Origin of the sequence: Pseudarthrobacter sp. 1G09, from assembly GCF_050038305.1 — a bacterium.
GTDB classification, from domain to species: domain Bacteria; phylum Actinomycetota; class Actinomycetes; order Actinomycetales; family Micrococcaceae; genus Arthrobacter; species Arthrobacter equi.
In genome coordinates, this window is the sequence record NZ_CP188306.1 from 523,491 (window position 1) to 547,728 (window position 24,238).

A 24,238-nucleotide genomic window follows, 5' to 3' on the forward strand; every position below is an offset into this window, starting at 1 on the left:
CCACCCCGCGGCCCAACGGATTCAGCCGATCAGCAGGCTCAGCGCCTCGGTCAGGTGCTCCACCTCGCGGACCGAGAAACCTGCCGGAACCGGCCCGGGCCCCGTATGGCTGGCAGGGACCACGGCGTGGGTGAACCCCAGCCGGTGGGCTTCCTGGATCCGCTGGTTGATGCCGGGAACCGGCCGGACCTCACCGGCCAGGCCTACCTCGCCGAAGGCGATGAGCCGGACCGGGAGCGGCTTGCGGGCCTTGGCCGAGGCCACGGCCAGGGCAACGGCCAGGTCCGTGGCGGGCTCGCTGAGCTTCACGCCGCCCACTGTTGCCACGTAGGAATCGTCCTTGTGCAGCTGCGTTCCGGCGCGCTGCTGCAGCACGGCCAGGAGCATGGACACCCTTGAGCTGTCCAGGCCGCTGGTGGCCCGGCGCGGCTGGGAGTTGGGGCTTTCGGCCAACAGCGACTGCACCTCGGCCAGCAGCGGACGGCGCCCCTCCATGGTCACGGTGATGCAGGTGCCGGACACCGGATCTTTCGTGCGGCTGACGAACAACCCGCTGGGATCGGTGAGCCCCTCAATACCGTTCTCGTTCAGGTCGAAACAGCCGACGTCATCCGTGGGCCCGTAACGGTTCTTGACGGCTCGGAGCAGCCGCAGCCGGGAGTGCCGCTCACCCTCGAACTGGCAGACGACATCCACCAGGTGCTCCAGCAGGCGGGGCCCGGCGATGGACCCGTCCTTGGTCACGTGGCCCACCAGGAGGGTGGTCATGTTGCGCCGCTTGGCCGCCGCGATGATGGAGGCGGCCACCTCCCGGACCTGGGACACGCCACCGGCGCTGCCGTCCACGTCGGCGCTGCTGAGCGTCTGCACGGAGTCCACGATCAGGAGCCGCGGTTCAATCTTTTCCACCTGGCCCAGTGCCTGGCCAAGGTCCGTTTCCGCCGACAGGTAAAGGGATTCGGCGACGGCGTCGATCCGTTCCGCACGCAGCTTCACCTGTGCGGCGGATTCCTCACCGGTCACGTATAGGACATCCTGTGCCGTCCGGGCGAACTTCGCGGCCACATCCAGCAGCAGCGTGGATTTCCCGACGCCGGGTTCGCCGGCGAGCAGGATCACGGCGCCGGGGACCAAGCCGCCGCCCAGCACCCGGTCCAGCTCGGCCACGCCCGTGGGCAGGAAAGCCGCCGTGGTGGCGTCCACCTCGGCAATCCGCCGGGCCGGCTCCACAACGGTGGTGGCCGCCGTCGTACGTGCAACAGCGGTGCCCGTTTCCTCAACAGTGCCCCACGCCTGGCACTCGCCGCAGCGCCCCACCCACTTGACGGTGGTCCAGCCGCACTCGGCGCATTTGTACGCGGGCGCCTTGGAAGCCCGGGAAGTCTTTGTTGCCATGCCTCCAACCCTACTGGCGGGCACCGACATCGGGCCTCCAGCCCTGCCCGCCTACGGTCCGGCGGCTACAGCGTTGGCAGCACGTCCCGGGCCTCCTGGGCGTCCATGCCCGTGGCTTCCAGCAGGTCCACCATCAGCGGCCGGAACAACATCACCACTGTTTCGCCCTCCAGCCGCTGCACCTCGAGCAGCTTCGGGTGCAGCCGGAGGGCGATCCCGCTGAGGTCGTTCCGTGCCGTGCGCAGGTGGGCGCGCCGGACGCCGTCGTGCGATTCCGCGAGGCCCAGCGACAACTCCTCGATCGCGGCAGCGGTCTCCTGCAGCACTTCGGCGATGTTCTCGGTGGCTTCGTCGGAGAGCGCCGCATGGTTGATGGCGCTGGTGAGCCGCCGCGCGAACACCCGGCTGTTGCGCAAAGCCAGGTCGATGAAGTCCAGGGATTCCTTGAGCCGGTCCAGCTCGTCCCGGTGCCGGCGGTAGGCGGGCGCCAGGCGGGCAACCTCATTGGAGGCCCGCAGCGAGTGCCGCATCCCGTCCACCAGCGGCTGGCAGTTGCGGCCGCGGACCAGGGCGTGCCACGCCTTGGTGGAATCGCTGTGCGCCAGCGCCTCCGCACACTCGCGCAGCACTTCCGCCAGTTCATGGAGCAGGTTCTGGACGTCCTTCCGGGGCTCCCTTCGGGGATCCTTCGGCATCAGGATGGTCACCAGCAGGGCGCACAATCCGCCCACCACGGCGTCAATACTGCGGGTGAACGGACCGCCGGACGGCGCCGGCAGCAGCACCACCAGCAGTGACTGCAGGGCAAGTTGGGTGGTGAAGATATTGCCGCTGTCCAGGAATCGGGCCAGCAGGATGGAGAAAAGGAGCACGACGGCGGCCTGCCAGATTCCGCTGCCCAGCCAGTGCAGGAGCAGGTCGCCCACTGCGATGCCGATAGTGCAGCCCAGGCCCACCTCCAGCACCCGGCGCAGCCGCGGCTCCCGCGAGAACCCCAGTGCAATCAGCGACGATGTGGCGGCGAACAGCGGCCCGGAGTGCCCCAGCACGTATTCGGCGAACGCGTAGGCGCCCACGGCGCAGACAGTCATCTGGATGGCCGGAACCAGGGAATTGCGGCTCCGGATCAGCCCGGTGCGGAAGCGGCCGTGCAGGAAGTGCCTGCTTGCTGAAAGTCCTGCTGCGGGGGCCATGGCGTCAAGTCTATTTGCTGCCCGGGCCGGTTCCGGCGCGCGAAGCTGCACTACGGCGGCGAATGTGATCTGCGCAATGGTGACCCGGCAAGTGTTAACCAAAGTCCCGCCGTCGTTAAGGTCCCGTTCACTTTGGGCAGCCCATCCCGTTACCTGCGGCCCATAACTTCATTGAAGGTACAGAACGTACGCATCGCGCAGCAGGGTTCTCCGTCCCTGCCCGCACTGAATATCCCTGGAAGGGGTACACCTAGTGAAGGCACTCCGCTTCGGCCGCCACGCGGCTATCGCTGTTATCGCAGCCGGCGCACTCGCGCTTACCGCCTGCGGTTCAGACAACGCCACGGGCACCACGCCTGCCGGCAACCAGACTTCCTCCGGTCCCAAGGTTACGGGCACCCTCACCGGCATCGGCGCCTCCTCCACCGGCGCAGCCATGGACGCGTGGAAGGCAGGCTTCGCCTCCGCCAACCAGGGCGCCACCGTGCAGTACTCCCCGGACGGCTCCGGCGCGGGACGCAAGGCCATCATCGACGGCTCGGCACAGTTCGCCGGCTCCGACGCGTACCTCAAGGATGAGGAGCTCGCAAGCTCCAAGACCGTCTGCGGCCCCGACGGCGCCCTCAACATTCCGGTCTACATCTCGCCCATCGCCGTTGCGTTCAACATCCCCAACGTCACTGAGCTGAAGCTGGACGCCACCACGGTTGCCAAGATCTTCCGCGGCCAGATCGCCAAGTGGAACGATCCCGCCATCGCCGCCCTGAACGAGGGCGTCAGCCTGCCGGACCTGAAGGTCACCCCGGTAAACCGCTCTGACGACTCCGGCACCACCACCAACTTCACCGACTACCTGGCCTCCGCTGCCCCCGAGGTCTGGACGGACAAGTCCTCCGGCGTCTGGCCGGCCAGCCTTCAGGGCGAGAACGCCAAGGGCACCTCCGGTGTGGTCAAGACCGTCACCGACACCCCCGGGGCCGTGACCTACGCTGACGACTCCGCCGTGGGCGGCAAGCTCGGCACCGCCTCCATCAAGGTGGGCGAGGAGTTCGTCAAGATCTCCGCCGACGCTGCCGCCAAGGCTGTTGAAGCCGGCAAGCCCGTTGACGGCCGCTCCGCCAACGACGTGTCCATCAAGCTGGACCGCAAGACCACCGCTGCCGGCGCCTACCCGGTGGTGCTGGTTTCCTACCACGTGGTCTGCAGCGCCTACGACAAGCAGGAGACCGTTGACCTGGTCAAGGCCTTCGAGAACTACGTAGTCTCCGACGCAGGCCAGCAGGCCGCCGCCGACTCCGCGAAGTCCGCCCCGCTGTCCTCCTCCCTCGCGGAGAAGGCCCAGAAGGCCATTGACTCCATCAAGGTCAAGTCCTAGCAGCCGCACCAAAACCGGGTTCCCCGCCTGCCGAGAGGCAGGCGGGGAACTTCGGTTTGGACGCAGCAATCTTTTTCGTGCCAGTTAACGATCGAAGGGCCGTCGAATGACCGCCACCTCCCTGACCAGCACCCAGGGCGCCGGCCGCACCGGGGACAAAATCTTCTCGGGCGCCGCGCTCGCCGCCGGCTGCCTCATCCTTGCCGTCCTGTTCGGCGTTGCGCTCTTCCTGGTGGTCCAGGCCATCCCGGCGCTCACCGCCCCCGCCGCCGAAATCCAGGGCGGGGCAGGCTTCTTCGCCTACATCTGGCCCATCGTGATCGGCACGCTGATCGCCGCCGTCATCGCCCTGGTAATCGCCACGCCCATCGCCATCGGCGTTGCACTGTTCATCTCGCACTTCGCCCCGCGCGGCCTGGCCGCCGGCCTGGGATACGTAGTTGACCTGCTGGCCGCCATCCCGTCGGTGGTCTACGGTGCCTGGGGCGCAACATTCCTGGCCCGCGAGATCTCCCCGGCCTACAACTGGCTGGCAGACAACATGGGCTGGTTGCCCATCTTCCAGGGACCCGCCTCTGCCACCGGCAAGACCATCCTGACGGCGGGCATCGTCCTGTCCGTGATGGTGCTGCCCATCATCACCTCGCTGTCCCGCGAAATCTTCCTGCAGACCCCCAAACTGCACGAGGAAGCCGCCCTGGCCCTCGGCGCCACCCGCTGGGAAATGATCAAGATGTCCGTCCTGCCCTTCGCCCGGCCCGGCATCATCAGCGCCGTCATGCTCGGCCTTGGACGTGCGCTCGGCGAAACCATGGCCGTGGCCCTGGTGCTGTCCTCCGGCGCGTTGACCGCCAGCCTGATCCAGTCCGGCAACCAGACCATCGCCGCTGAGATCGCCCTGAATTTCCCGGAGGCCAGCGGCCTGAAGGTGAGCACGCTGATTGCCGCAGGCCTGGTCCTGTTCGTCATCACCCTGGCCGTCAACATGATTGCGCGCTGGATCATCACCCGGCACAAAGAATTCTCGGGAGCCAACTAAATGACCTCCACGCTTACCCCGGTGCGCAGCAAGCGCTCGGCACTGACCAAGGGCCAGCTGCCCAAGTACGCCCCGTACATCGTCCTGGCCGCCGCCCTGGTCGTGGGCGCCGCCATCCTGGCGCTCATTGGCTTCAACGCCTTCGGGTGGGGCCTCGTCTCGGCGCTGCTGTTCGCCGTCGGGCTCGTGTCCTGGAGCGCCGCAGTGGAAGGGTCCCGCAAGGCCAAGGACCGGCTGGCCACCTGCCTGGTGGTGGGTTCCTTCCTCGTGGCGCTGCTCCCGCTCGTCTCCGTGATCTGGACCGTGCTGGTCAACGGCGTGCCCGGGCTCCTGAACCCCGGCTTCCTGACCAGCTCAATGAACGGCGTCACCGGCGTCTACGACAACCGGGCTGTTGAAGAGGGCGCCCCCGTGCTGGGCGGTATCTACCACGCGCTCCTGGGCACCATGCAGATCACCCTCCTGGCCACCGTCATTTCCGTGCCGGTGGGCCTGCTGACCGCCATCTACCTGGTGGAGTACGGTAACGACGGCCGCCTGGCCCGGGCCATCACCTTCTTCGTGGACGTCATGACCGGCATCCCGTCCATCGTGGCCGGCCTCTTCGCAGCGGCCTTCTTCTTCGCTGTGGTGGGCCCGGGAACCAAGACCGGTGCGGTGGCCGCCGTCGCGCTGTCCGTCCTCATGATTCCCGTGGTGGTCCGCTCCAGCGAGGAAATGCTGAAGATCGTCCCCAACGAACTCCGCGAGGCCGCCTACGCCCTGGGCGTGCGGAAGTGGCGGACCATCCTCAAGGTGGTCATCCCGACGGCGATCTCCGGCATCGCGTCCGGCGTCACCCTGGCCATCGCCCGGGTGATCGGCGAGACCGCGCCGATCCTGGTCACCGCAGGGTTTGCCACCAGCATCAACGGCAACGTCTTCGGCGGCTGGATGGCCTCGCTCCCCACCTTTATCTACACCCAGATCCTCAACCCCACCTCGCCCGCCAACCCGGACCCGTCGTCCGAGCGGGCCTGGGGCGCGGCGCTGGTGCTGATCATCCTGGTGATGATCCTCAACCTCGCCGCACGGCTGATCGCCAGGATCTTCGCCCCCAGGACGGGCCGCTGAGCCCGCTGCCCCTTCCGGCCCCCCGGGCCGGATGCCAGACTTAATTCATCCCCAGTCAGTGAAGGAACACCATGTCTAAGCGCATCGACGTCAAGGACCTGAACGTTTACTACGGCGACTTCCTCGCCGTAGAGGACGTCAGCATCAACATCGAGGCCAAGTCCGTCACCGCGTTCATCGGCCCGTCCGGTTGCGGCAAGTCCACGTTCCTCCGGACCCTGAACCGCATGCACGAGGTCATCCCCGGCGCCCGCGTGGAGGGCGAGGTCCTCCTCGACGGAGACAACCTGTACGGCAACGGAGTGGACCCCGTGACGGTCCGCTCGCAGATCGGCATGGTGTTCCAGCGCCCCAACCCGTTCCCCACCATGTCCATCCGGGACAACGTGCTGGCCGGCGTGAAGCTGAACAACAAGAAAATCTCCAAGGGCGAGGCCGACGTCCTGGTGGAACGCTCGCTGAAGGGCGCCAACCTGTGGAACGAGGTCAAGGACCGCCTGGACAAGCCCGGTTCCGGCCTCTCCGGCGGCCAGCAGCAGCGCCTCTGCATCGCCCGTGCCATCGCCGTGGAGCCGCAGGTGATCCTGATGGACGAGCCCTGCTCCGCCCTGGACCCCATCTCCACGCTGGCCATTGAGGACCTCATCAATGAGCTCAAGGACCAGTACACCGTGGTGATCGTGACCCACAACATGCAGCAGGCCGCGCGCGTCTCTGACAAGACCGCGTTCTTCAACATCGCCGGTACCGGAAAGCCCGGCAAGCTGATCGAGTTTGGCGACACCCACACCATCTTCAGCAACCCCGTGGAGAAGGCCACCGAGGATTACGTCTCCGGCCGCTTCGGGTAAATACGGCCACTTCGGGTAAAGGGGAGCGCAGGCACTGCGTCCACCAGGCGGGCCTACTCCGGGACTTCCAGCTGGAAACCGCACCGGCACCGCAGGATCCTGGTGGGAAGGCAGACGGCGTTGTGGCCGCCTCCTGCGCTGCGGTTCCGGTAGCCCAGCCGTTCGATCCCGAACCCGGCTTCCTCCATGGGGTAGCCGCAGTGGACGTAGTCATCGCCGAACATGATCACCTGCGTCATGGAGCGCACCTGGTGGAGGGCGGCGGCCACGTCCGTCGCGTAGGCCAGGTGCTCCTGGAACTGCCTGCAGTCATCGCAGGTGTAGGACACCGTCACCAGGTCCCCGCCACCGGGATCCAGGGCCGTGATCGAGTGGATGGTCACGTGGTTTTCCGTGCCGCAGGTTGCGCAGCCGAGCTGCCGTGGCTGGGGCAGCGGGCGCCGGGGATTTGAAGTAGACATGAAGCCTGCTCTTTTCCGCGATGTGCATTCATGCCGCCGGTTTGCAGCAGCGGCGTTAATCCGGCGGTTGCACGCGGCGCCGGACGCATCCCCGGCACCCAGCCCTGGGGACATCTTTCGAATGTACGTCACCGCCGCGGGGACTGTACAGGAATATCGGGCGCTCAGCCTACCGCGGACAGGGCCAGTGCCAGCACGAAGGCGAGTGCCGCCGTCGCCAGCGGGGTGAGGATCCAGAGCCCCACGATGCGGATCACCAGCTTCCGGTTGGTGACGGAGAAATGCTGGTTCTCGCCGGCTCCCAGGACCGCCGCCGTGACGGTGTGGGTGGTGGACAGGGGCCAGTGCAGTGCCAGTGCCCCCACAAACAGCATGAGGGCACTGTAGATCTGGGCCACCGAACCGCGCAGCGGATCCACCCGGGTGAGCTTGTAGCCAATGGTGTGGGATATCCGCCATCCGCCAAAGAGGGTCCCTGCGGTGATCATCACCGCGGACAGGAGGACAACCCACACGGGAATGCTCCCGCCGTCGGAATATCCTGCCGCGAGCAGGGCGAGAAGCAGCACGGCGCTGACCCGCTGGCCGTCCTGCAGGCCGTGGCCGAATGCCACCGCGCCGGCGGCGATGGCCTGGCTGCGGCGGAAGCGCTGGTTCACCACGCTCGGCTGGGTATGGCGGGCGGCCCACGTGGCCGGATACACCAGCAGGAACGCGCCGCTGTACGCCACCAGGGGGGAGAGCAGCAGTGGCAGCACCACCTGCAGCAGCAGCGACTGGTCTGCGCCGCCCACCCCGGTCCCGCCGACGGCGAGGCTGGCCAGGCCGGCCCCCGCCAGGCCGCCCACCAAGGTGTGCGTGGAGGGGACGGGGATGCCCCGCCACCACATCAGCAGGCCCCAGGCGCAGGCGCTAAGGAGGCCGGAAACCAGGATGGTCAGGCCGTCGGTACCGGAAGGCAGGCTGATCCATGTCTGGCTGACGGCAACGGCCAGGGTGGCGCTCAGGAGCGCGCCCACAAAGTTGAAGAAGGCGGCCAGCAGGACCGCCACGCTGGGCGTGAGTGCCCGGTTGCGGACGGGCAGGGCCGTGGAGAGGGAAACGTCCCGGAAGCCGTTGAGGAATGCAAACGCGGCGGTGAGGAGCACCACCGCGCCGAAGAAGACTGCCGTCACCTCACGATTCCTTGACGATGATGCTGCCCACCTGCGTGGCGATGCGCCGCATGTCCTTGGTGACCTCCACCAGCTGGTTGGCCACGTCCCGGTTGCGGGAGTACTGGGCCCACTTCATGTCCGAGATCATGTCCGCCACCCACACCCGGTGCGTGCGCTCGGCCCGCTTGGTGAGGCGGAGGATCTCGATCCAGTAGTCCTCGAGGTCGTCCAGGTTGTTCAACCGGCGCATGGCGTCCACGGTCAGTTCAGCCTGCCTGCTGATGATCTCCAGCTGGTCCGCGGCGCGCTTGGGAAGGCGCTCCAGCCTGTACAGCGCAACCAGTTCGGCCGCGGCGTCCATCTTTTCCATGGCTTCGTTGAGGTAGCGGGACAGGGTGTACATGTCCTCGCGGGGGAGCGGGTTCACGAAGCTGGTCCGCATGTGGGTCAGCAGGGCATAGTGCAGCTCGGAGGATTTTGCATCGTGGTTGTGCATGTCCTCCACGAGCTTGGCGTGGTCCGCAGCCGAGACTCCCAGGATTTCCGCCAGGGTGCCGCTGGCCAGGACAATCTGCTGCGCCATCTGGGAGAGGAGTTTCAGCCCGGCGGGCTCCTGGGGAAATAGACGCAATTGCTTCACGTGGCTTACCGGTTTCCGGGAAAAGTTCAAGGCGGGGGATTGCCGCCGTGTGACTTGACCCGGGCGCGCAACTGACGCTAACTCTACCGGCCCGTCACTGCGGGCCTGAAATGGGCGGACGGTAAAAAGGGCAGAAAAATGGTGCCGAACCGGATACGCCTCTCGGCGGTAGGCCGCTCTAGGCGGCTGAGTGTTGAAGCCCGGGGGTTTCGCGGTTCGGCACCGATTTCAGTCTTCTACGATGCTTCGCCCAAGTCAATCTTGACAGTTGGCGGTGCTTGGGCAGGTGGATTCAGTCGAGTTCACCGAGGCGCCACGCGTTGGCGGCGTGTTCCAGGTCCTCGGCGGTCTTCACCAGCTGGTGCGAGTTGCGGGTCAGCCGGCTGGCATGGGCCTCATTGGCGTGCTCGGCGCCGTCGGCGAGCGTCACCTGGCCGAGCGCCACCACGCGGCAGAAAGCCGCGGAACGTTCCAGCGCGACGTCGAACTCGCCGTCGAACGCACCGGAAAGTACGGCGTCCGCCATGGTCCGCATCTCATCCGCCCCCGGCGGCTCGGCGACGCCGGCCACAACGTTGGATACCTGCGCGGTGTCCTTGCCCGCCCGGAAGTAGACGGAGATGCGCTCGGGGTCCTGGACTGTGGCGGCACGCAGGGCGTAAAGCCGCCACAGTGCGCCGGGCAGCGAGCGGGCGGGGCTTTCGGCCCACATCTCCGCAATGGCTTCCAGGCCCTGTTCGTCCGCGAGCCGCACCAGGCGCTCGGTGATGACGGGGTCGTCGCTATCGCGGCCATGCCGGACCAGCGCCTGCGCAGCGAGATGCGCGGCCTCGGACACCCGGGCGGGATCGGCGCCGCCGGCAAAGGGCTCGAAGTCGATGGGGGCGAACGGCTTGGGCTTGTGGTGCCGGTTCGCGCCGCCGTATGGCTTGGATCCTGCTTGCTCGCTCATGCCCCCACGCTACTCCTGTGCCGTGCCTGAATCGAGCATGCCAAGCGGGCAGGAAAGCGGGTGCCGGATCCGCCGTGGAACGCCCGACGGCGGCGTCCGGGCTGCGTGCGGAGGGGCCGGAACCATGGGTTAGAGTATTAACGTCCAGAAATGGATGGGCCGGGATGGCAAACGTGGCAGACTGCAGCGTTGACCAGCCGGCTGGGGCCTTTAGCTCAGTTGGTAGAGCATCGGACTTTTAATCCGTGGGTCGTGGGTTCGAGCCCCACAGGGCCCACCCATTCAGCGGGCCGGAAGCGTAGAGCTTCCGGCCCGTTTTTGTTTGCCCGTTGTGACGCCGGTCCTGGGCTTGTTCGCTGTCCAGAACCTTGAAGGCACTGTCCGGCGAACTAGCTTCTGACGGGAGCCTGCACTGCCGGGGCAAGCCACGGGCTGCCTGCCGCAATATCCGTGAACCGTTCGCCGATCAGCCGGTAACCCTCGTCGTTCGGGTGCAGGAGATCCGGGAGGAGATGTGCGTCGGCTGACCCGAAAAGCCGCAGCCCGTCCAGGTAATGCAGATTCGGATCGGACGTGCTGCGCTCGCCGACGGCCTCCGCCAGGATGTTCCTGGCGTTGCGGAGGGTCAGCAGCCCGTCGCCGGGCTTGCGGGGAAGGTCGGTGGCCAGGAACTTCCCGTCCACCAGCCGCGAGGGGCCGGGGGCGTCCTCATGCTCTGGGCAGAAGATGGGCGATATCAGCACCAGCGGGGTTTCAGGGTGGCCGTCCCGCACGGTGTCCAGGAATCCGTGAACGGCCGGCGCGAAAGTGCGCCGGCGGAGGCTGGCGCTGTTGATGATGTTGATGCCCACCTTCAGCGTGATGAGATCGGCGGGCTGGTCACGGATGGTCCGCGCAACGAACTGGTCGAGATGGGCGGAACCTGCAAGCCCCAGGTTGTTAAGGTCCAGGCCAAGGTTGCGGGCGGCAATGACGGGCCACGCCCCCAGCGGGGCGTCGGCGTGCGAGGACTGGCTGATGGAGCTTCCGTAGTGGACCCAGCGGGGACCCGTGCGGGGTGCTGGCTGCAGCGGCCTTTCGGAACGCACGCCGTGGATCCGGGCGCTTCCCCGGTGCGGCAGCCACACTGTGACAGTGCGCTCCTGCCGCGGCCCCGGAATCTCGAAACGTGCCGTGGATGGGGTGCCAGGAGTCAGGGTGCTGGACCCGTCCGGAAAGGTTTCCAGAACGTCCCCCTCATGGAAGTCCCGGCTTTCGGCACGGCCATCCGACGTGGTCATGCTGATCACGGCCGCCTGGAGCGGACGCCAGCGCCAGGCAGCTGATTCCCGGGTGAACGTCAGGTCCAGTTCCAGCCAGGCCGCGTCCGTCAGGAATTCCAGCCGCACCCCGGAAGGGGTGGAATTCGCCTTGGCCAGCGGCACGTCGCCGCCGAACTGGGCCTGCGTCCAGGCCGGGAGGCGCTTGACCGACATGCCCCCGCCGTCGAAGGAAACGTCCAGGGCGCCTTTGATCGCGGTCAGCAACGTACCGGGCGCGCCGTTGTCCAGGGTCATATCGCCATTCCATCACGCGGCCCCGCTGATCCGCGCGCGCCGTCCGGCGGATGACGTCCCTTGAAGAAACCGGCGATGTAAAGCACACTAGACATGTAAAGTTTGTTGTACATATCGAGGGGGACGCCATGGCAAGGCAGCAGACACGCACCAGATGGGGGCAGGCAAAATTCGGGAGTGGCCGGATTCCTGCGGTGCTGATCGCCATGCCCGGCGGATTACTCCTGGGTGCTGCCGGCGGCTGGCTCGCCGTGGGAACCGGCCTCGCCGGGTCAAGCCCCCTGCTTGGCTTCGCGGTTTTCACTGCCTGCCTGGCAATGCCGGCGATGGCGCTGATGTACGTCCTGGTGGTCGACAGAAGCACTGTCGAAGGTGCGGTTGACCGTCCCGAGGAGTCGGTGGAAGGCAAGTGGTATGACAAGGCTGCCTCAGGATCGTTCACGGACCTCGTCCTGGGCCTGGGCGTCCTTGCCGCCGTGGCCGCGTTCGTTCCTGCCGATCTTGCGGCTGACCTGAAACTGGTCCTGCCGGCGATCCTGGCTGTCTGCTTCGCCTCCTTCGGCATCCGTTACCTGCTGCTGCGCCTCCTGGGCTGAGATGGAAAACCGCGTCAACGAGTGCCGGACTCGGCTCGGGTGGTCACAGCAACGGCTTGCGGACCAGTTGGGCGTCTCCCGCCAAACCATCATCTCCATTGAACGCGGACGGTTCGACCCGTCGCTGCCCCTGGCCTTCCGGCTCGCCCGGATCTTTGAGACCACCCTTGAAGAACTGTTCCTTCCGGACGGGAATCCCTAGCCAGGCCCCGTTCACCCATGCCAGCCGGGCCTTCCTCATAAGCCTGTTCGTTCATCAGAGCCTTCACGGCACGGTCCGGCAAAGTAGCTTAGGACGCGCCGGGGGCGGGCCACCTGTTCCAGCGGGGACAATAGGCAGATGGCTAAAAGCAGCAAGGGCAGGATGCCTCGCCTGGAGGATGTGGCCGATGTGGCCGGCGTTTCCCACCAGACCGTCTCCCGCGTCATCAACAACCACCCGAATGTCAGCAAGGCCACCCGGGAAAAGGTGGAGGCCGCCATTGCGGAGCTGGGGTACCGGCGGAACACGGCTGCCCGGAGCCTGGTCACCAGGCGGTCCCAGACCATCGGGGTCCTTGGCAGCGAGCTGTCCCAGTACGGGCCGGCCAATACCCTCCTCGGCGTGGAGCAGGCCGCCCGCGACGCCGGCTACTTCGTCAGCATCGCCGCACTCCGCGAGGTCAGCGGAGCGGCCATCGCCGACGCTGTTAGCCATTTCCTGGACCAGGCGGTGGACGGCATTGCCGTGCTGGTGCCGCACGCCGAGACCCTCCAGGCGCTCGATGCACTGAACATTCCGGTGCCGGTAATGGCCGTGGGATCGCTGGGCAACACGGACGTAAGCGGCGCCATGGTGGACCAGCGCGCAGGGGCGCGGCTCGCCGTCGAGCATCTCATCGCCCAGGGCCACCGGCGGATCGGCCATGTCTCCGGTCCCGCCGGCTGGACTGACGCCGCTGAGCGCGCCGAGGGGTGGCGGGAAGCCCTCCACGCAGCTGGGCTGGCGGACGATCTGCTGGTGGAAGGGGATTGGAGTGCCGGCAGCGGCTACGCCATTGGCCGCGGGCTGGCGGCGGGGCGCAGCGCCACCGCACTGTTCGTGGGCAACGACCAGATGGCGCTGGGAGTCCTGAGGGCCTTCGCCGAGGCCGGCGTCCGCGTGCCCGACGACGTCTCCGTAGTCGGGTTCGACGACCAGCCGGAATCGGGGTACTTCAGCCCGCCGCTGACCACCGTCAGGCAGGACTTCGAGGAGCTGGGCCGCCGCTGCCTGGACATCATGCTGAAGGAGATCGAGGCCGGCGCGGGGGTCAGCTCCACCGTGGTCACACCGGAGCTCGTCCCAAGGTCCAGCACTGCCCCGCCAGTGGCCGGGTAGGCCGCCACAAATAGGTCCATGATTCTGCATCCAACTCCGCGCCCGCTCCAGTAATAGGGGTGTAAGCGTAAAGCGCCCGCCCGGCGGGCCGATCAAGGAGAAGGACATGCGAAAGAGGATCTTCACAGCAGGTATCGGTGCCGCAGCCATCGCCGCCGCGATGGCCCTGGCCGGTCCCGCCAACGCCGCCGAAGGCGACGCACAGCTGTCGGTGCTGCACGGCGTCCCCGGACTGACGGTGGATGTCTGGGTCAATGGCGACCGCACCCTGGACGATTTCACCCCGGGCAGCCTGGCAGGGCCGCTGGCATTGCCCGCTGGCGCCTACCAGATCGCGATCACCGCGGCGGACGCTGCTGATGCATCCGCAGCCGTCATCGGCCCCGTCACCGTGAACCTGGCAGCCAACGGCAACTACACCGCCGTGGCCAACCTGGACGCGGCAGGCAAGCCCACAGCCAACCTCTTCACCAATGACGTGTCCCAGATCGCCGCAGGCAAGGGCAAGCTCACCGTCCGGCACACCGCCGCGGCACCCGCCGTCGACGTCCTGGCCGGCGGCAGCGCCGTGGTCACCAACCTGTCCAACCCCAACGAGCAGACGCTCACCCTGGATCCCGGAACGGTGTCCGCCACGGTTGCCGCAACCGGCACCACAGCCCCGGTGATCGGCCCGGCGGACGTCACCATCGCTGAGGGCACGCACACCATCGTGTACGCGTGGGGCAGCCTGGCGGACAATAACCTGCAGCTCGCGGTTCAGACTATCCCCGGCCTGCACTCCGCACCCGGCTCTGTCCCCGGCGCCCGCAACGGATCCGCCGATGCGCAGGCACCGGCAGGCCTGGTCCTGGGCTTCGGTGCAGCCGCCCTCGCCCTGCTGCTGGGCGGCTTCGGCGCGGCCCGCGTAGTGGCCGCCCGCCGCGTCCGGCAGTAGCTTCCGGCGATCCGATAGACCGGCCGCCCGGCGTACCCTGCCCATCTGCGCCGGGCGGCCACCCTACCGAAAAACCACTGGTCCCCGCTCGGGCGCGGGGCCCGGACTGAGAAAGGCCACGGCGATGAACGGACGCACGACGACGGCACGGGAGTCCCGCCGTCGTCCATCTGTTGGGGTGCGGATCGCCGCCGCCGCGTCAATTCTGGTGCTGGCCGCGTGTGCGCCAGCCGCACCGTCCACAGCACCTTCCATTGCGCCGACCGGCACAGCAGTTTTCGCGGCAGCCGACCCTCCCAGCGCGGTTCCCACTGCCGCTCCGACTGCCCCCGGCGCCGCTGCCCCGGGCGCGGCCGCTCCCGCCGGCCAACCTGGTGCCCCGGCCACCATTCCCGTCCATCCGGCCACCCTCGGCGCCGTTCCGGCAGACCCTGCGCCGACGTCGATCTCCATCGCCGGCACGGCTATCGATATGCCGGTGGTTCCGGGGGGAGTGTCCGGCGAAGGTGCCATGGAATTACCGGACGCTTTCGATCGCGCCGCCTGGTACCGGTTCGGACCAGCCCCGGGAGCGTCTGAAGGGGCGGCCGTGATCGCGGGCCACATCGACACGGCCTCGGACAGGGCACCGTTCTCCGCCTTGAAATCGCTGCCGGAGGGGACCGCCATCCGCGTGGGCCGTGCCGGCGCCCCGGACCTCAGCTACCGCGTGGTGAAGGTGGAACTGATGGCCAAGGACAGGTTCGACGGCGGCTCGCTCTTCCGCCGCACCGGGCCGCACGAGCTCAAGGTTGTCACCTGCGGCGGAAGGTGGCTGGACGAGCGGATGGACTACAGCGACAATGTGATAGTCACCGCGGTCCTCGGGTAAGCGGTGACCAGCCATGGTTCTCGTCACCGATGCCGGGAAGGAGCCGCGAGTGACCTCTCCCGCGCAGGCCTCCCACGGCTGGGATGACGGGCTGACCGCGTCCTTCCTCGCCGGTGATGAGAGGGCTTTGGCGGCGGCCTACCGCGAATTCGCCCCGTTGGTGCACACCCTGGCCCTCCGTTCCCTGTCGGACCGGTCCGCGGCCGACGACGTCACCCAGGAGGTTTTTATCCGGGTGTGGCGCTCGCGGAACACCTTCAAGCCGGAGGTGGCCCGGTTGCCCGCCTGGATTGTGGGCATCACCCGGAACGTCATCACCGACGCGCACTCGGCCACCGCACGCGAAGTGCGCAAGGCCCACGCGGTGGCCGGGGCCGGACTGGCCGCCGGAGAAGTCGGCGCCGGAACGGAGGCGGCGGAGGTTCTGGCCGACCGGCTGCTGTTGGACGGCGAACTGGACAGGCTGGGCGAACCGCAGGGGTCCATCATGAAGCTGGCCTTCTACGAGGATCTGACGCACGAACAGATCTCACGGAAACTGGACCTGCCGCTTGGTACCGTCAAGAGCCACATCCGCCGCAGCCTTACGCATTTGAGAAGTCGATTGGAGGTAGACCATGCCGCATCTTGATCCGGAACAGTTGAGCCTCCTTGCGATGTACGAGGACTGGGAGGACGCGGACGGCCGGGAGCACCTCAGCGTCTGCCCCGAATGCGCTGCCGATTACGCCGCGCTGCGCCGCACCGTTGACGCAGTTAAGACGACGCCGGACACCATCAGCCTGTCTGTTCCCGGACCGCACGTGTGGGCCGGAATCCACCGGCAACTTGGCCTTGCCGAGGCTGTCCAGGCGGACCCGCTGGGTGGTCCCGGGACCAAGCCTGCGGAGGCACCTGCCGGGGCGGCGCCGTCGAACGTTGCCCCGTTCAGCCAGCGGAGGAAGGCATGGTGGCAGCGCACCGGGACGTGGATCGCCGCCGCTGCGGCCGTAGTGCTGGTGGCCGCGGGCGGCATCTGGGTGTCCACCCGGCCCGCCCAGCCCACCCAGCTGGCGCAGGCCCAGCTGACACCGCTGGCCCAGTACTCCGCCACCGGATCGGCGAAGGTGGTGGAGGCGGCCGACGGTTCGCGCCGCCTGGACGTCACGCTGGACAAGGATGAGGCGCGGGGCTACCAGGAAGTCTGGCTGATCGCCCCGGACCTGTCGCGGCTGGTCAGCCTGGGCATCATGAACTCGGACTCCGGAAGCTTCGAGGTGCCCGCCGGCCTGCAGCTGGCGGACTACCCGATTGTGGATGTCTCGGACGAGCCGGTGGACGGCAATCCGGCGCACTCAACGGTCAGCATCGTCCGGGGGACGCTTACTTCCTGACCGGGACGCCGGCGTCCGTCTCTGCTGGATTCCTCTGGCTTCGCCGTGCGGGGATTTTGTTCAGCTGCCGGGTGGCGACAACCGTCAGCAGCGCCGCCGCCATGTGCAGGTACAGGAGCAGGTGAAGATCGTACGGCACGGGTCCTTGGTTCCGGCCTTGGTTGGCCGTACCTGGTTCCTGGGCGGGCGCTTGGCCGTGACCATGCGTGGGCGCGTCGAACCCCGTGGATATCGAAAAGGCCGCGAAGGCGAAATGCAGCAACTGCTGGGCGATCCCGGCGGTGAGGAGCAGGCCCCAGCCGGGCAGCCGCCCGGGCTTGCCGATCGCCGCCGCCATGCCCAGCAGCGCCGCCAGCGCCACAACTATCAGCAGTGACGGTGAGGCGCCGCCGCCCAGGACATGCGCCGCCAGCCCGAGCCCGGCGGCGATCGGGCCAAGGAGCCAGGCCAGCGCCGCAGCGGGCATGCGCCCGGCCTCGGCTCTGGTGGTGCTCACAGGTTTTCCTCAATCCATCCGGTTGGCAGTATCAGTGGACCGTACCCCGAATTGCTGCGGATGAACGCTGGGTCCCATCGACTCGCTGTGCCGAGGCATGGACTTTTCGCTAGCTATACTAGATGCTTGGCAGGCTAGTGAAAATTCTGAAGCTTCGTCGAAGAGGTTAAGGGTGGAATGCAGTGACGAGCAGCGGGCTCTGGTGTCTTTGATCAACGCCCTCGAGGGCAAATTTCCGGCGTGCTCCCGAGCTCAAGTTGAAGACGCTGTGTGCGAGGAATATGCGGCGTTCAACTCGGGCCCTGTGAGGACGATGGTTCCCTTGTTCGTGGAGCACGCAGCCGTTAAGCGACTGCGGGCCAGTCTGCTCTAAGCGGCTGCGGGCCTGTGGTTCATCAAGGACTGGCTTGCGCGGACCAGCGCAGCTGATTCCTGGCCGCAGGCTCTGGAGCTTCCGGGTTCAATGCCCCTATGGTGAGGTGACCAGGCAAGCCCACCCCAGGAGATGACATGTCCCTCGTCCGCGTGCACAACTTCTCGGTCTCCCTCGACGGCTTCGGCACGGGTGAGGGCCAGCAGCTCGAGGCCCCATTCGGCCATGCCGGATCACGGCTCATGGAATGGGCCTTCGGGACCCGTACCTTCCGCGCCATGGGCCTCCACGGGGATGGGCAGGCATCCTTTGGCGTCGATGAGGCCTTCGCCAGCCAGTGGGGCCCCGGAATCGGCGTCGAAATCATGGGCCGCAACAAGTTCGGCCCCCAGCGCGGACCTTGGGAGGATGAGGAGTGGAAGGGATGGTGGGGCGACAACCCCGTCTTCCACACGCCTGTCGTGGTCCTGACGCACCACCCCCGGCCGGTCCTCGAAATGGAGGGCGGAACCACCTTCCACTTCATTGACGCCGACCCTGCAACGGCGCTCGAAACGGCCCGCGAGCTGGCCCCGGGCCTCGACGTCCGGATAGGCGGCGGCGCCGACACGGTACGGCAGTTCCTCGAGGCAGGCCTGATCGACCACATGCACATCGCTGTGGTGCCTATCATTCTTGGCCGCGGCGAGCGGCTGTGGGATGGGCTGGAGGGACTCCACGAGCGCTTCGACATCGAATCCACCACATCGCCGGCCGGAGTGGTCCACATGGTCTTCACCCGCCGCGCCTAGACCGGCCCCGCTGCGTTTGAGCGCAGGACCGACCGGTGCGCCTGCGTCCGGGCTAGTGCCCGAAGTGGGACTGCGGGGGACCCTCGGGCAGCCGCTCGAGGATGTCTTCCGCGATCCGGCGGACCTTGATGTTCCGGTGGCTGGAAGCCTTGGCCAGAATGGAAAACGCCTCGTGGTACGAACACCGGTTCTGGGCCATGATGACGCCGCACGCCACGTTGATGGAGGTGCGGCTGTCCAGTGCCGAGCGCAGGTCCGACGCCATGGAACGGGCCGTATGCAGGTCGAGGGCCATCCGCAGGCTCCGCGACGCCAGGCCGGCGAACGCCCGGGCCTCGGCGATAGCCTGCAGCGGGAAAGCTTTGGAATCCGGGGCGAAGAACGCCAGCGCAGCGTGGGTTTCCGCGTCCGCGCCCGGCACTTCACCGGCGGGGCCCGAACCCGCGGCATCCCCCGCACCGTCAAGCCGGAGCCGGACGCCCAGGACACTGCCAAAACCGGCAACCTGCAGCTCGCTGCAGTAACGCGGCCAGCGGAAATCCCCGTGCCGTTGAAGAACCGCAACGGGATGGCCGCCGGCCAGCACCTCGCTGGTGGGGCCCTCAGCCGCCTGCTGCTCCCACGCCATCATCCGCTCCGCGTCCCGCGATGTCCCCGTAATGAGGGGGGACCGGCGTGGCTGGGTCAGCACCACTGCGCATTCGATGCGCGTGTCCGCCGACTGAATCGGGCCCGCCTGTTGGGCACCCGCCACCGACCGCACCGCAGCGACGGCCAGCCGGTCCAGGGAATCGGTCAGCGAGTCTGCCCTGGTGACCAGGTCAAGCAGCATCGCCTGGCTGCCGTCGCTCCCGGCGGCCTGTGCTGCTTTTGAGGCCGGACCGAGCGAATCAGTGCTATGCGGCACAGCCGTCGGCAGCCCGGCGGCAGCCCGCGGGCCATGGAGGCGTGAAGAAAGAAGAGGGCCGGCGACGGCTGGGGGAGAGGCCTTGGTCTCAAAGGCCTCCTCGTCGCCGGCCCCGCTCAGTACCCGGGTCCGTTGACCCGGGAAGTTTGGGCTCACCTGTCGTGCGTGCATTGCCACTCTCACACCCCCTGGTGAGCTAAGTCCTGCCGGAACAGAAAACACGCCCTGTCCCTGTGAAAAACCTAGTGGGCTGTCCGGGGCCGGAGAATGAGTAACGGTACTCGACTTTCAGATTAGGTATTACTTGGATACTCGAAACCGCTACTTGCTTTGCGCATAGCCGCAGGTGGGACGCCAGGTGCCGGTTCCGCTCCCCGGCCCGGCCGCGAAAAAGTTTCGTCCCGGCGTCCGTTCCGCGCCGCACCCTTGACTCGGATCACCGCAGCGCCAACAATGTTTTCTATAACGTTGTAAATCAAAGAGAACGAGGATGTTTTTCGTGGCAACCCCTGAACCGGCAACCGCCAAAGTAACCCTTGACCCGGCTTTCACTGTCGGTCCCGTCCGCCGCCGCACGTTCGGCGCCTTCGTGGAGCACCTGGGCCGGTGCGTCTACACCGGTATCTTCGAGCCCGACCACCCCGACGCCGACGAGGACGGTTTCCGCCGCGACGTCCTGGGCCTGACCCGGGAACTCGGCGTCTCCACCGTGCGGTACCCCGGTGGTAACTTCGTCTCCGGCTACCGTTGGGAGGACGGTGTGGGGCCGAAGGACCAGCGGCCTGTACGCCTCGACCTGGCCTGGCACTCCACGGACCCCAACCTGGTGGGCGTGGACGAATTCGCGGCGTGGTCCGTCAAGGCCGGCGTGGAGCCCATGATGGCCGTCAACCTGGGCACCCGCGGCATCCAGGAGGCGATGGACCTGCTGGAGTACTGCAACATCGACGGCGGTACTGAGCTTTCCGACCAGCGCCGCGCCAACGGTGCACCGGACGGCTACGGCATCAAGATGTGGTGCCTGGGCAACGAGATGGACGGCCCGTGGCAGATCGGCCATAAGAACGCCCTCGAATACGGGCGGCTGGCTGCGGACACGGCCCGCGGCATGCGGATGATCGATCCGGACCTGGAGCTGGTGGCCTGCGGCAGTTCCGGTCCCACCATGGACACGTTCGGCGAATGGGAGCGCGTGGTCCTGTCCGAAACATACGAGCTGGTGGACCTGATCTCCGCCCACCAGTACTTTGAAGACTTCGGCGACCTTCAAGAGCACCTGGCTGCCGGGCACAAGATGGACGCCTTCATCAAGGACATCGTCAGCCACATCGACCACGTGAAGTCGGTGAAGAAGTCCACCAAACAGGTGAACATCTCCTTCGATGAATGGAACGTCTGGCACATGAGCCGGGCCGAGTCCAAAGCGCCCTCCGGCAAGGACTGGCCGGTAGCCCCCGTGCTGCTGGAGGACACCTACACGGTGGCGGACGCCGTGGTGGTGGGCGACCTGCTGGTTACTTTGCTGAAGAACACGGACCGGGTCCATTCCGCGAGCCTGGCCCAGCTGGTCAACGTCATCGCCCCCATCATGACCGAACCCGGCGGCCGCGCCTGGAAGCAGACCACCTTCCACCCCTTCGCCCTGACCTCCCGGCACGCCGCCGGCACTGTCCTGCAGCTCGCCGTCGAATCCCCTCTGGTCAGCGGCGGCACCACCGCAGGCGTCGCCGCACTGTCCGCCGTTGCAACTTTCGACGCCGACAAGGGCGAGGTAGTGGTGTTCGCCGTCAACCGCTCGGCAACGGACGCACTCACCCTGGATGCCGCCGTCGCCGGACTGGGCAACGTCCGCGTGCTGGAGGCGCTGACCTACGCCAATAAGGACCCGTACTGGCAGGCAAGCGCGGATGATTCGACGTCCGTGGAGCCGGCGGAAAACGTCACGGCCAAGGCCGACGGCGGCCACCTCACCGCGGAGCTCCCGGCAGTGTCCTGGTCCATGATCCGCCTGGCAGTGGGCAGCTAACACCCCGGGGCGGTGACTGCGGAGGCGTCCTTATGACGACGGCCGCCCGCAGGTGGGAGGATGGACGGCATGGAGCTGCACATCACGGGGGACCCCGCCGCGGACAAGTTGTTGAGTGAGGATGCCTTCGCCCTGCTGACCGGCATGCTGCTGGACCAGCAGGTGACCATGGAATCGGCGTTCGCGGGCCCGGAAAAGATCAGGACCCGCATCGGGTCCGTCTCTCCCGAGGCCATTGCCGGCCATGATCCGCAGGCCTTCGTGGAGATGTTCAAGGAACGGCCCGCCGTGCACCGGTTCCCCGGTTCCATGGCCGCAAGGGTCCAGGCGCTCGCCGAAGCCGTGCAGAACGATTGGAACGGCGACGCCACCGCCATCTGGACCCAGGGCGAGCCCAGCGGCGCCGAGGTGTTGAAGCGGCTCAAGGCCCTGCCGGGGTTCGGCGACCAGAAAGCCAAAATCTTCCTTGCGCTGCTGGGCAAACAGCACGGACTCCAGGCCCCGGGCTGGCGGGAAGCGGCAGGCCACTATGGTGAGGACGGCTCCTACCTGTCCGTGGCGGACATCGTGGACCCGGAATCCCTGGTCAAGGTACGGGCCAGCAAGCAGGCGGCCAAGGCCGCGGCGAAGGCAGGAAAAGAACGTTAATGGCAGTAACCATGAACGACGTTGCGAAGGCCGCGGGTGTTTCACTCAAGACCGTCTCCAACGTCCTGAACAACTATGAGTTCATCCGCCCCGCCACCAAGCAGCGGGTGGAAGATGCCATCGCGGAACTGGGCTACGAAGCCAACCTCACCGCCCGCAGCCTGCGGTCCGGCAAGACCTCCATGCTGGGCCTCGTCCTCTCGGACCTTTCGGCGCCCTACTACGCCGAGCTCGCCTCCAGGCTGATGGATGCGGCAACCAAACACGGCTACCGCGTCCTGGTGGAGCAGTCGGCCGCAGACAGCGGTGCCGAGCTGAACGCCCTCCAGGGCCCGTTCCGGCAACTCACTGACGGGCTGCTTTTCACTCCGCTGTCCATCGGCGCCGACGCCATTGCCGAGCGGGCCGGGACCAAGCCCCTGGTGATGCTGGGCGAACATATCGTGGACCCGCGGTTCGACCTGGTCACCATGAAGAACGAGGAGGCCGCCGCCGCGCTGACCTCCCACCTGCTGGCGGGAGGCCGCCGTCGCATTGCCGTCATTGGTGCTACACCGGAGGAGTCCACCGGCACCGCCGGGCTGCGCCTCAACGGCTACCGCGCCGCCTTGAAGAAGGCAGGGATCCCCTTCGACCCGGCGCTGATCGCCCCGGGTGAGTGGCGCCGCGACGCCGGAGCTGCCGCCGTTGCAGGCCTGCTGGAGGCGGGCGTGGAGTTCGACGCCGTCTTCGGCCTGAACGATGTTCTGGCGCTCGGAGCGCTGCACGAACTCCTGATCCGCGGAGTTCGGGTGCCGCAGGATGTGGCAGTGGCCGGCTTCGACGACGTGGATGAAGCCCGCTTCGCCTCACCGTCCCTGACCACGGTTTCGCCCGGTATGGACGAGATCGCCGAACGGTCCATGGCGCTGCTGCTGGACCGGATCGCCGGGCGCGAAACTGCCGACGCCGGAGTGCACGTTGAAGCCGAATTCCGGCTGAGGATCAGGGAGTCCGCGCCCTAGCGTCTTTTGGCCGGAGATGGGTACGTTACCCACAACAGTCCGGCGAGAGGAAGGTCCCCACGTGATAGCCCTGTTGGTCATCGACATGCAGAACGCTTTCTTCGAGGCGCCTGAGCTTGCCGCCCAGCAGGACAGGGTGGTGGGCGAATGCAACCGGCTGCTGAAGGGATTCGAGGCCGCCGGCCACAAGGCGCTTCTCGTGGGTACCGAGCACGAGCGGGACAAGTCCACCTGGACCCTCAGCATGCTCGACGACGACCAGGGCTTCATCTTCCGCGGCACCGAACAGGCGCAGTCCGTGCCGGGGCTGGCCAAGGGTGACCTGCCACAGCTGAACAAGACGCGCGACAGTGCGTTCGTGGGCACCGACCTGCTGGCCCGGCTGCGGAACTGGGGTGCCGGCGAAGTGGTGCTGGCCGGTGTCTCCACCCACAACTGCATCGCCCAGACGGCCGCCGACGCTTTCGCCCACAACATCCGCGTCAGCTACGCCAAGGACGCCATGGCTTCCGAGGATGACCAGGACGCGGCGGACATGCTCCGCATCCTATCCACCACCTACCGCCAGCCGGTCCAGTCCACGGAAGAGATCCTCGCCCGGCTCCGCGAAGCCAAGTAGCCGCTGAGTCTCCCCACCTTTGAGCGAGGACGACGGCGTGTCCCGGCAAACCGCCGTCGTCCGCGGCCATGGGGGAGCCAAAGCAGGGGAGTTTCAGCGCGTCCGCGCCGAGGCGTCCGGATGATGGACCTGAAACGTGGCGGAAATGTGCGGGGCCTACTCTGAATCCACGCTGTCCGCCGGCCGTTGAAGGGACCCCGCATGCATCTGATGCCACGTGAGCAGGAAAAACTCATGATTGTTGTGGCCGCCGACCTCGCCCGGCGCCGCCAGTCCCGCGGCCTCAAGCTCAACTACCCCGAAGCTGTGGCCATCATCAGCTACGAACTGATCGAAGGTGCCCGCGACGGCCGGAGCGTTGCCGACCTCATGAGCTACGGCACCACGCTGCTCACCCGCGGGGACGTCATGGAAGGGGTACCCGAAATGATCCACGATGTGCAGATCGAGGCCACCTTCCCTGACGGCACCAAGCTGGTTACCGTCCACGATCCCATCCGCTAAG

Annotated in this window: 27 protein-coding genes and 1 tRNA gene; 19 read left to right on the forward strand and 9 right to left on the reverse strand. The window is 67.1% G+C overall.

Features of this window, described 5'->3' with window-relative positions; genetic code table 11:
* Window positions 1-21: 21 nt before the first annotated feature.
* Together radA and ACP3TD_RS02470 are read right to left on the reverse strand one after the other, a co-directional pair.
* Window positions 22-1,395: a DNA repair protein RadA gene (radA, locus tag ACP3TD_RS02465; RefSeq protein WP_045731868.1), complete on the reverse strand. Its 1,374-nt coding sequence runs from the start codon at window positions 1,393-1,395 to the stop codon at window positions 22-24.
* A 65-nt stretch (window positions 1,396-1,460) separates the two neighbouring features.
* Complete coding sequence (locus tag ACP3TD_RS02470; RefSeq protein WP_426765204.1) at window positions 1,461-2,588, reverse strand: FUSC family protein; 1,128 nt, start codon at window positions 2,586-2,588, stop codon at window positions 1,461-1,463.
* A 253-nt stretch (window positions 2,589-2,841) separates the two neighbouring features.
* Between ACP3TD_RS02470 and pstS the strand changes: the two genes are divergently transcribed.
* From pstS to pstB, 4 genes are all read left to right on the forward strand, one after another.
* The gene (gene pstS, locus ACP3TD_RS02475; RefSeq protein WP_426765205.1) at window positions 2,842-3,963 is read left to right on the forward strand and encodes a phosphate ABC transporter substrate-binding protein PstS; all 1,122 of its coding nucleotides are present in this window, start codon (window positions 2,842-2,844) and stop codon (window positions 3,961-3,963) included.
* 106 nt (window positions 3,964-4,069) lie between these two features.
* Entirely contained in the window at window positions 4,070-5,002 is a 933-nt protein-coding gene (gene pstC / locus ACP3TD_RS02480; protein WP_056082832.1) for a phosphate ABC transporter permease subunit PstC, read from the forward strand.
* Window positions 5,003-6,115, forward strand: a complete 1,113-nt coding sequence (gene pstA, locus ACP3TD_RS02485; protein ID WP_426765206.1) for a phosphate ABC transporter permease PstA — start codon at window positions 5,003-5,005, stop codon at window positions 6,113-6,115.
* A gap of 71 nt (window positions 6,116-6,186) precedes the next feature.
* Window positions 6,187-6,966, forward strand: coding sequence for a phosphate ABC transporter ATP-binding protein PstB (gene pstB / locus ACP3TD_RS02490; RefSeq protein WP_015935591.1), 780 nt, complete (start codon window positions 6,187-6,189; stop codon window positions 6,964-6,966).
* A 53-nt stretch (window positions 6,967-7,019) separates the two neighbouring features.
* Here the strand turns inward: pstB and ACP3TD_RS02495 are convergent, their stop codons facing one another.
* The 4 genes from ACP3TD_RS02495 to ACP3TD_RS02510 all read right to left on the reverse strand — a co-directional run bounded on the left by ACP3TD_RS02495 (window position 7,020) and on the right by ACP3TD_RS02510 (window position 10,176).
* Window positions 7,020-7,427, reverse strand: a complete 408-nt coding sequence (locus ACP3TD_RS02495) for a hypothetical protein (protein WP_426765207.1) — start codon at window positions 7,425-7,427, stop codon at window positions 7,020-7,022.
* Window positions 7,428-7,591: 164 nt separating this feature from the next.
* Window positions 7,592-8,602 carry an anion permease gene (locus ACP3TD_RS02500; RefSeq protein ID WP_426765208.1) on the reverse strand — a complete coding sequence of 337 codons (1,011 nt, stop codon included), beginning with the start codon at window positions 8,600-8,602 and terminating at the stop codon, window positions 7,592-7,594.
* A 1-nt stretch (window position 8,603) separates the two neighbouring features.
* Complete coding sequence (locus tag ACP3TD_RS02505) at window positions 8,604-9,167, reverse strand: nuclease PIN (RefSeq protein WP_426765209.1); 564 nt, start codon at window positions 9,165-9,167, stop codon at window positions 8,604-8,606.
* A 349-nt stretch (window positions 9,168-9,516) separates the two neighbouring features.
* Entirely contained in the window at window positions 9,517-10,176 is a 660-nt protein-coding gene (locus ACP3TD_RS02510) for a hypothetical protein (RefSeq protein ID WP_056082820.1), read from the reverse strand.
* Between the two features lie 204 nt (window positions 10,177-10,380).
* Here ACP3TD_RS02510 and ACP3TD_RS02515 point away from each other — a divergent pair.
* Window positions 10,381-10,453: transfer RNA gene (locus tag ACP3TD_RS02515), tRNA-Lys, on the forward strand.
* 112 nt (window positions 10,454-10,565) lie between these two features.
* On the opposite strand, the gene ACP3TD_RS02520 is transcribed toward ACP3TD_RS02515, so the two are convergent.
* Window positions 10,566-11,732, reverse strand: a complete 1,167-nt coding sequence (locus ACP3TD_RS02520) for a GDSL-type esterase/lipase family protein (protein WP_426765210.1) — start codon at window positions 11,730-11,732, stop codon at window positions 10,566-10,568.
* Window positions 11,733-11,926: 194 nt separating this feature from the next.
* Here ACP3TD_RS02520 and ACP3TD_RS02525 point away from each other — a divergent pair, with 194 nt between their 5' ends.
* From ACP3TD_RS02525 to ACP3TD_RS02555, 7 genes are all read left to right on the forward strand, one after another.
* Window positions 11,927-12,328, forward strand: a complete 402-nt coding sequence (locus tag ACP3TD_RS02525; protein WP_426765211.1) for a hypothetical protein — start codon at window positions 11,927-11,929, stop codon at window positions 12,326-12,328.
* Window position 12,329: 1 nt separating this feature from the next.
* Window positions 12,330-12,530 carry a helix-turn-helix transcriptional regulator gene (locus ACP3TD_RS02530; protein ID WP_261618571.1) on the forward strand — a complete coding sequence of 67 codons (201 nt, stop codon included), beginning with the start codon at window positions 12,330-12,332 and terminating at the stop codon, window positions 12,528-12,530.
* Window positions 12,531-12,668: 138 nt separating this feature from the next.
* On the forward strand, window positions 12,669-13,688 hold the full coding sequence (locus ACP3TD_RS02535) for a LacI family DNA-binding transcriptional regulator (RefSeq protein WP_426765212.1): 1,020 nt from the start codon (window positions 12,669-12,671) through the stop codon (window positions 13,686-13,688).
* A 106-nt stretch (window positions 13,689-13,794) separates the two neighbouring features.
* Complete coding sequence (locus ACP3TD_RS02540) at window positions 13,795-14,625, forward strand: DUF4397 domain-containing protein (protein WP_426765213.1); 831 nt, start codon at window positions 13,795-13,797, stop codon at window positions 14,623-14,625.
* 124 nt (window positions 14,626-14,749) lie between these two features.
* Window positions 14,750-15,496 (forward strand): class F sortase, encoded by a 747-nt coding sequence (locus ACP3TD_RS02545; protein WP_426765214.1) that lies wholly within the window; start codon window positions 14,750-14,752, stop codon window positions 15,494-15,496.
* Between the two features lie 13 nt (window positions 15,497-15,509).
* Entirely contained in the window at window positions 15,510-16,127 is a 618-nt protein-coding gene (locus ACP3TD_RS02550; RefSeq protein WP_426765215.1) for an RNA polymerase sigma factor, read from the forward strand.
* The gene (locus tag ACP3TD_RS02555; RefSeq protein ID WP_426765216.1) at window positions 16,114-16,869 is read left to right on the forward strand and encodes an anti-sigma factor domain-containing protein; all 756 of its coding nucleotides are present in this window, start codon (window positions 16,114-16,116) and stop codon (window positions 16,867-16,869) included. The genes ACP3TD_RS02550 and ACP3TD_RS02555 overlap by 14 nt, the downstream gene beginning before the upstream one ends.
* Here ACP3TD_RS02555 and ACP3TD_RS02560 read toward each other — a convergent pair.
* Complete coding sequence (locus ACP3TD_RS02560) at window positions 16,859-17,365, reverse strand: hypothetical protein (RefSeq protein ID WP_426765217.1); 507 nt, start codon at window positions 17,363-17,365, stop codon at window positions 16,859-16,861. The two genes, ACP3TD_RS02555 and ACP3TD_RS02560, sit on opposite strands and share 11 nt — an antisense overlap.
* A 97-nt stretch (window positions 17,366-17,462) precedes the next feature.
* Between ACP3TD_RS02560 and ACP3TD_RS02565 the strand changes: the two genes are divergently transcribed.
* Window positions 17,463-17,738, forward strand: coding sequence for a three-helix bundle dimerization domain-containing protein (locus ACP3TD_RS02565; protein WP_426765218.1), 276 nt, complete (start codon window positions 17,463-17,465; stop codon window positions 17,736-17,738).
* Window positions 17,739-17,875: 137 nt separating this feature from the next.
* Window positions 17,876-18,529 (forward strand): dihydrofolate reductase family protein, encoded by a 654-nt coding sequence (locus ACP3TD_RS02570; RefSeq protein ID WP_426765219.1) that lies wholly within the window; start codon window positions 17,876-17,878, stop codon window positions 18,527-18,529.
* Between the two features lie 52 nt (window positions 18,530-18,581).
* Here the strand turns inward: ACP3TD_RS02570 and ACP3TD_RS02575 are convergent, their stop codons facing one another.
* Entirely contained in the window at window positions 18,582-19,436 is an 855-nt protein-coding gene (locus tag ACP3TD_RS02575; RefSeq protein ID WP_426765220.1) for an ANTAR domain-containing protein, read from the reverse strand.
* Between the two features lie 490 nt (window positions 19,437-19,926).
* On the opposite strand from ACP3TD_RS02575, the gene ACP3TD_RS02580 reads away from it, so the two are divergent.
* From ACP3TD_RS02580 to ACP3TD_RS02600, 5 genes are all read left to right on the forward strand, one after another.
* A complete protein-coding gene (locus tag ACP3TD_RS02580; RefSeq protein WP_426765221.1) occupies window positions 19,927-21,462 on the forward strand; it encodes an alpha-N-arabinofuranosidase in 1,536 nt (511 codons plus the stop codon).
* Window positions 21,463-21,522: 60 nt separating this feature from the next.
* A complete protein-coding gene (locus tag ACP3TD_RS02585) occupies window positions 21,523-22,110 on the forward strand; it encodes an HhH-GPD-type base excision DNA repair protein (protein WP_426765222.1) in 588 nt (195 codons plus the stop codon).
* Entirely contained in the window at window positions 22,110-23,114 is a 1,005-nt protein-coding gene (locus ACP3TD_RS02590; protein ID WP_426765224.1) for a LacI family DNA-binding transcriptional regulator, read from the forward strand. Before ACP3TD_RS02585 ends, ACP3TD_RS02590 begins: the two co-directional genes overlap by 1 nt.
* Before the next feature lie 61 nt (window positions 23,115-23,175).
* Complete coding sequence (locus ACP3TD_RS02595) at window positions 23,176-23,733, forward strand: cysteine hydrolase family protein (RefSeq protein ID WP_426765226.1); 558 nt, start codon at window positions 23,176-23,178, stop codon at window positions 23,731-23,733.
* 201 nt (window positions 23,734-23,934) lie between these two features.
* The gene (locus ACP3TD_RS02600) at window positions 23,935-24,237 is read left to right on the forward strand and encodes an urease subunit gamma (protein ID WP_426765227.1); all 303 of its coding nucleotides are present in this window, start codon (window positions 23,935-23,937) and stop codon (window positions 24,235-24,237) included.
* Window position 24,238 lies beyond the last annotated feature (1 nt).

Excerpts from the sequence above, each read along its gene's own strand:
- radA (WP_045731868.1), bottom strand. The coding sequence starts at position 1,395 with ATGGCAACAAAGACTTCCCGGGCTTCCAAGGCGCCCGCGTACAAATGC.
- ACP3TD_RS02470 (WP_426765204.1), bottom strand. The coding sequence starts at position 2,588 with ATGGCCCCCGCAGCAGGACTTTCAGCAAGCAGGCACTTCCTGCACGGC.
- pstC (WP_056082832.1), top strand. The coding sequence starts at position 4,070 with ATGACCGCCACCTCCCTGACCAGCACCCAGGGCGCCGGCCGCACCGGG.
- pstA (WP_426765206.1), top strand. The coding sequence starts at position 5,003 with ATGACCTCCACGCTTACCCCGGTGCGCAGCAAGCGCTCGGCACTGACC.
- pstB (WP_015935591.1), top strand. The coding sequence starts at position 6,187 with ATGTCTAAGCGCATCGACGTCAAGGACCTGAACGTTTACTACGGCGAC.
- ACP3TD_RS02495 (WP_426765207.1), bottom strand. The coding sequence starts at position 7,427 with ATGTCTACTTCAAATCCCCGGCGCCCGCTGCCCCAGCCACGGCAGCTC.
- ACP3TD_RS02505 (WP_426765209.1), bottom strand. The coding sequence starts at position 9,167 with ATGGCGCAGCAGATTGTCCTGGCCAGCGGCACCCTGGCGGAAATCCTG.
- ACP3TD_RS02510 (WP_056082820.1), bottom strand. The coding sequence starts at position 10,176 with ATGAGCGAGCAAGCAGGATCCAAGCCATACGGCGGCGCGAACCGGCAC.
- ACP3TD_RS02520 (WP_426765210.1), bottom strand. The coding sequence starts at position 11,732 with ATGACCCTGGACAACGGCGCGCCCGGTACGTTGCTGACCGCGATCAAA.
- ACP3TD_RS02530 (WP_261618571.1), top strand. The coding sequence starts at position 12,330 with ATGGAAAACCGCGTCAACGAGTGCCGGACTCGGCTCGGGTGGTCACAG.
- ACP3TD_RS02535 (WP_426765212.1), top strand. The coding sequence starts at position 12,669 with ATGGCTAAAAGCAGCAAGGGCAGGATGCCTCGCCTGGAGGATGTGGCC.
- ACP3TD_RS02540 (WP_426765213.1), top strand. The coding sequence starts at position 13,795 with ATGCGAAAGAGGATCTTCACAGCAGGTATCGGTGCCGCAGCCATCGCC.
- ACP3TD_RS02545 (WP_426765214.1), top strand. The coding sequence starts at position 14,750 with ATGAACGGACGCACGACGACGGCACGGGAGTCCCGCCGTCGTCCATCT.
- ACP3TD_RS02550 (WP_426765215.1), top strand. The coding sequence starts at position 15,510 with ATGGTTCTCGTCACCGATGCCGGGAAGGAGCCGCGAGTGACCTCTCCC.
- ACP3TD_RS02555 (WP_426765216.1), top strand. The coding sequence starts at position 16,114 with ATGCCGCATCTTGATCCGGAACAGTTGAGCCTCCTTGCGATGTACGAG.
- ACP3TD_RS02565 (WP_426765218.1), top strand. The coding sequence starts at position 17,463 with ATGGACTTTTCGCTAGCTATACTAGATGCTTGGCAGGCTAGTGAAAAT.
- ACP3TD_RS02570 (WP_426765219.1), top strand. The coding sequence starts at position 17,876 with ATGTCCCTCGTCCGCGTGCACAACTTCTCGGTCTCCCTCGACGGCTTC.
- ACP3TD_RS02580 (WP_426765221.1), top strand. The coding sequence starts at position 19,927 with ATGTTTTTCGTGGCAACCCCTGAACCGGCAACCGCCAAAGTAACCCTT.
- ACP3TD_RS02585 (WP_426765222.1), top strand. The coding sequence starts at position 21,523 with ATGGACGGCATGGAGCTGCACATCACGGGGGACCCCGCCGCGGACAAG.
- ACP3TD_RS02590 (WP_426765224.1), top strand. The coding sequence starts at position 22,110 with ATGGCAGTAACCATGAACGACGTTGCGAAGGCCGCGGGTGTTTCACTC.
- ACP3TD_RS02600 (WP_426765227.1), top strand. The coding sequence starts at position 23,935 with ATGCATCTGATGCCACGTGAGCAGGAAAAACTCATGATTGTTGTGGCC.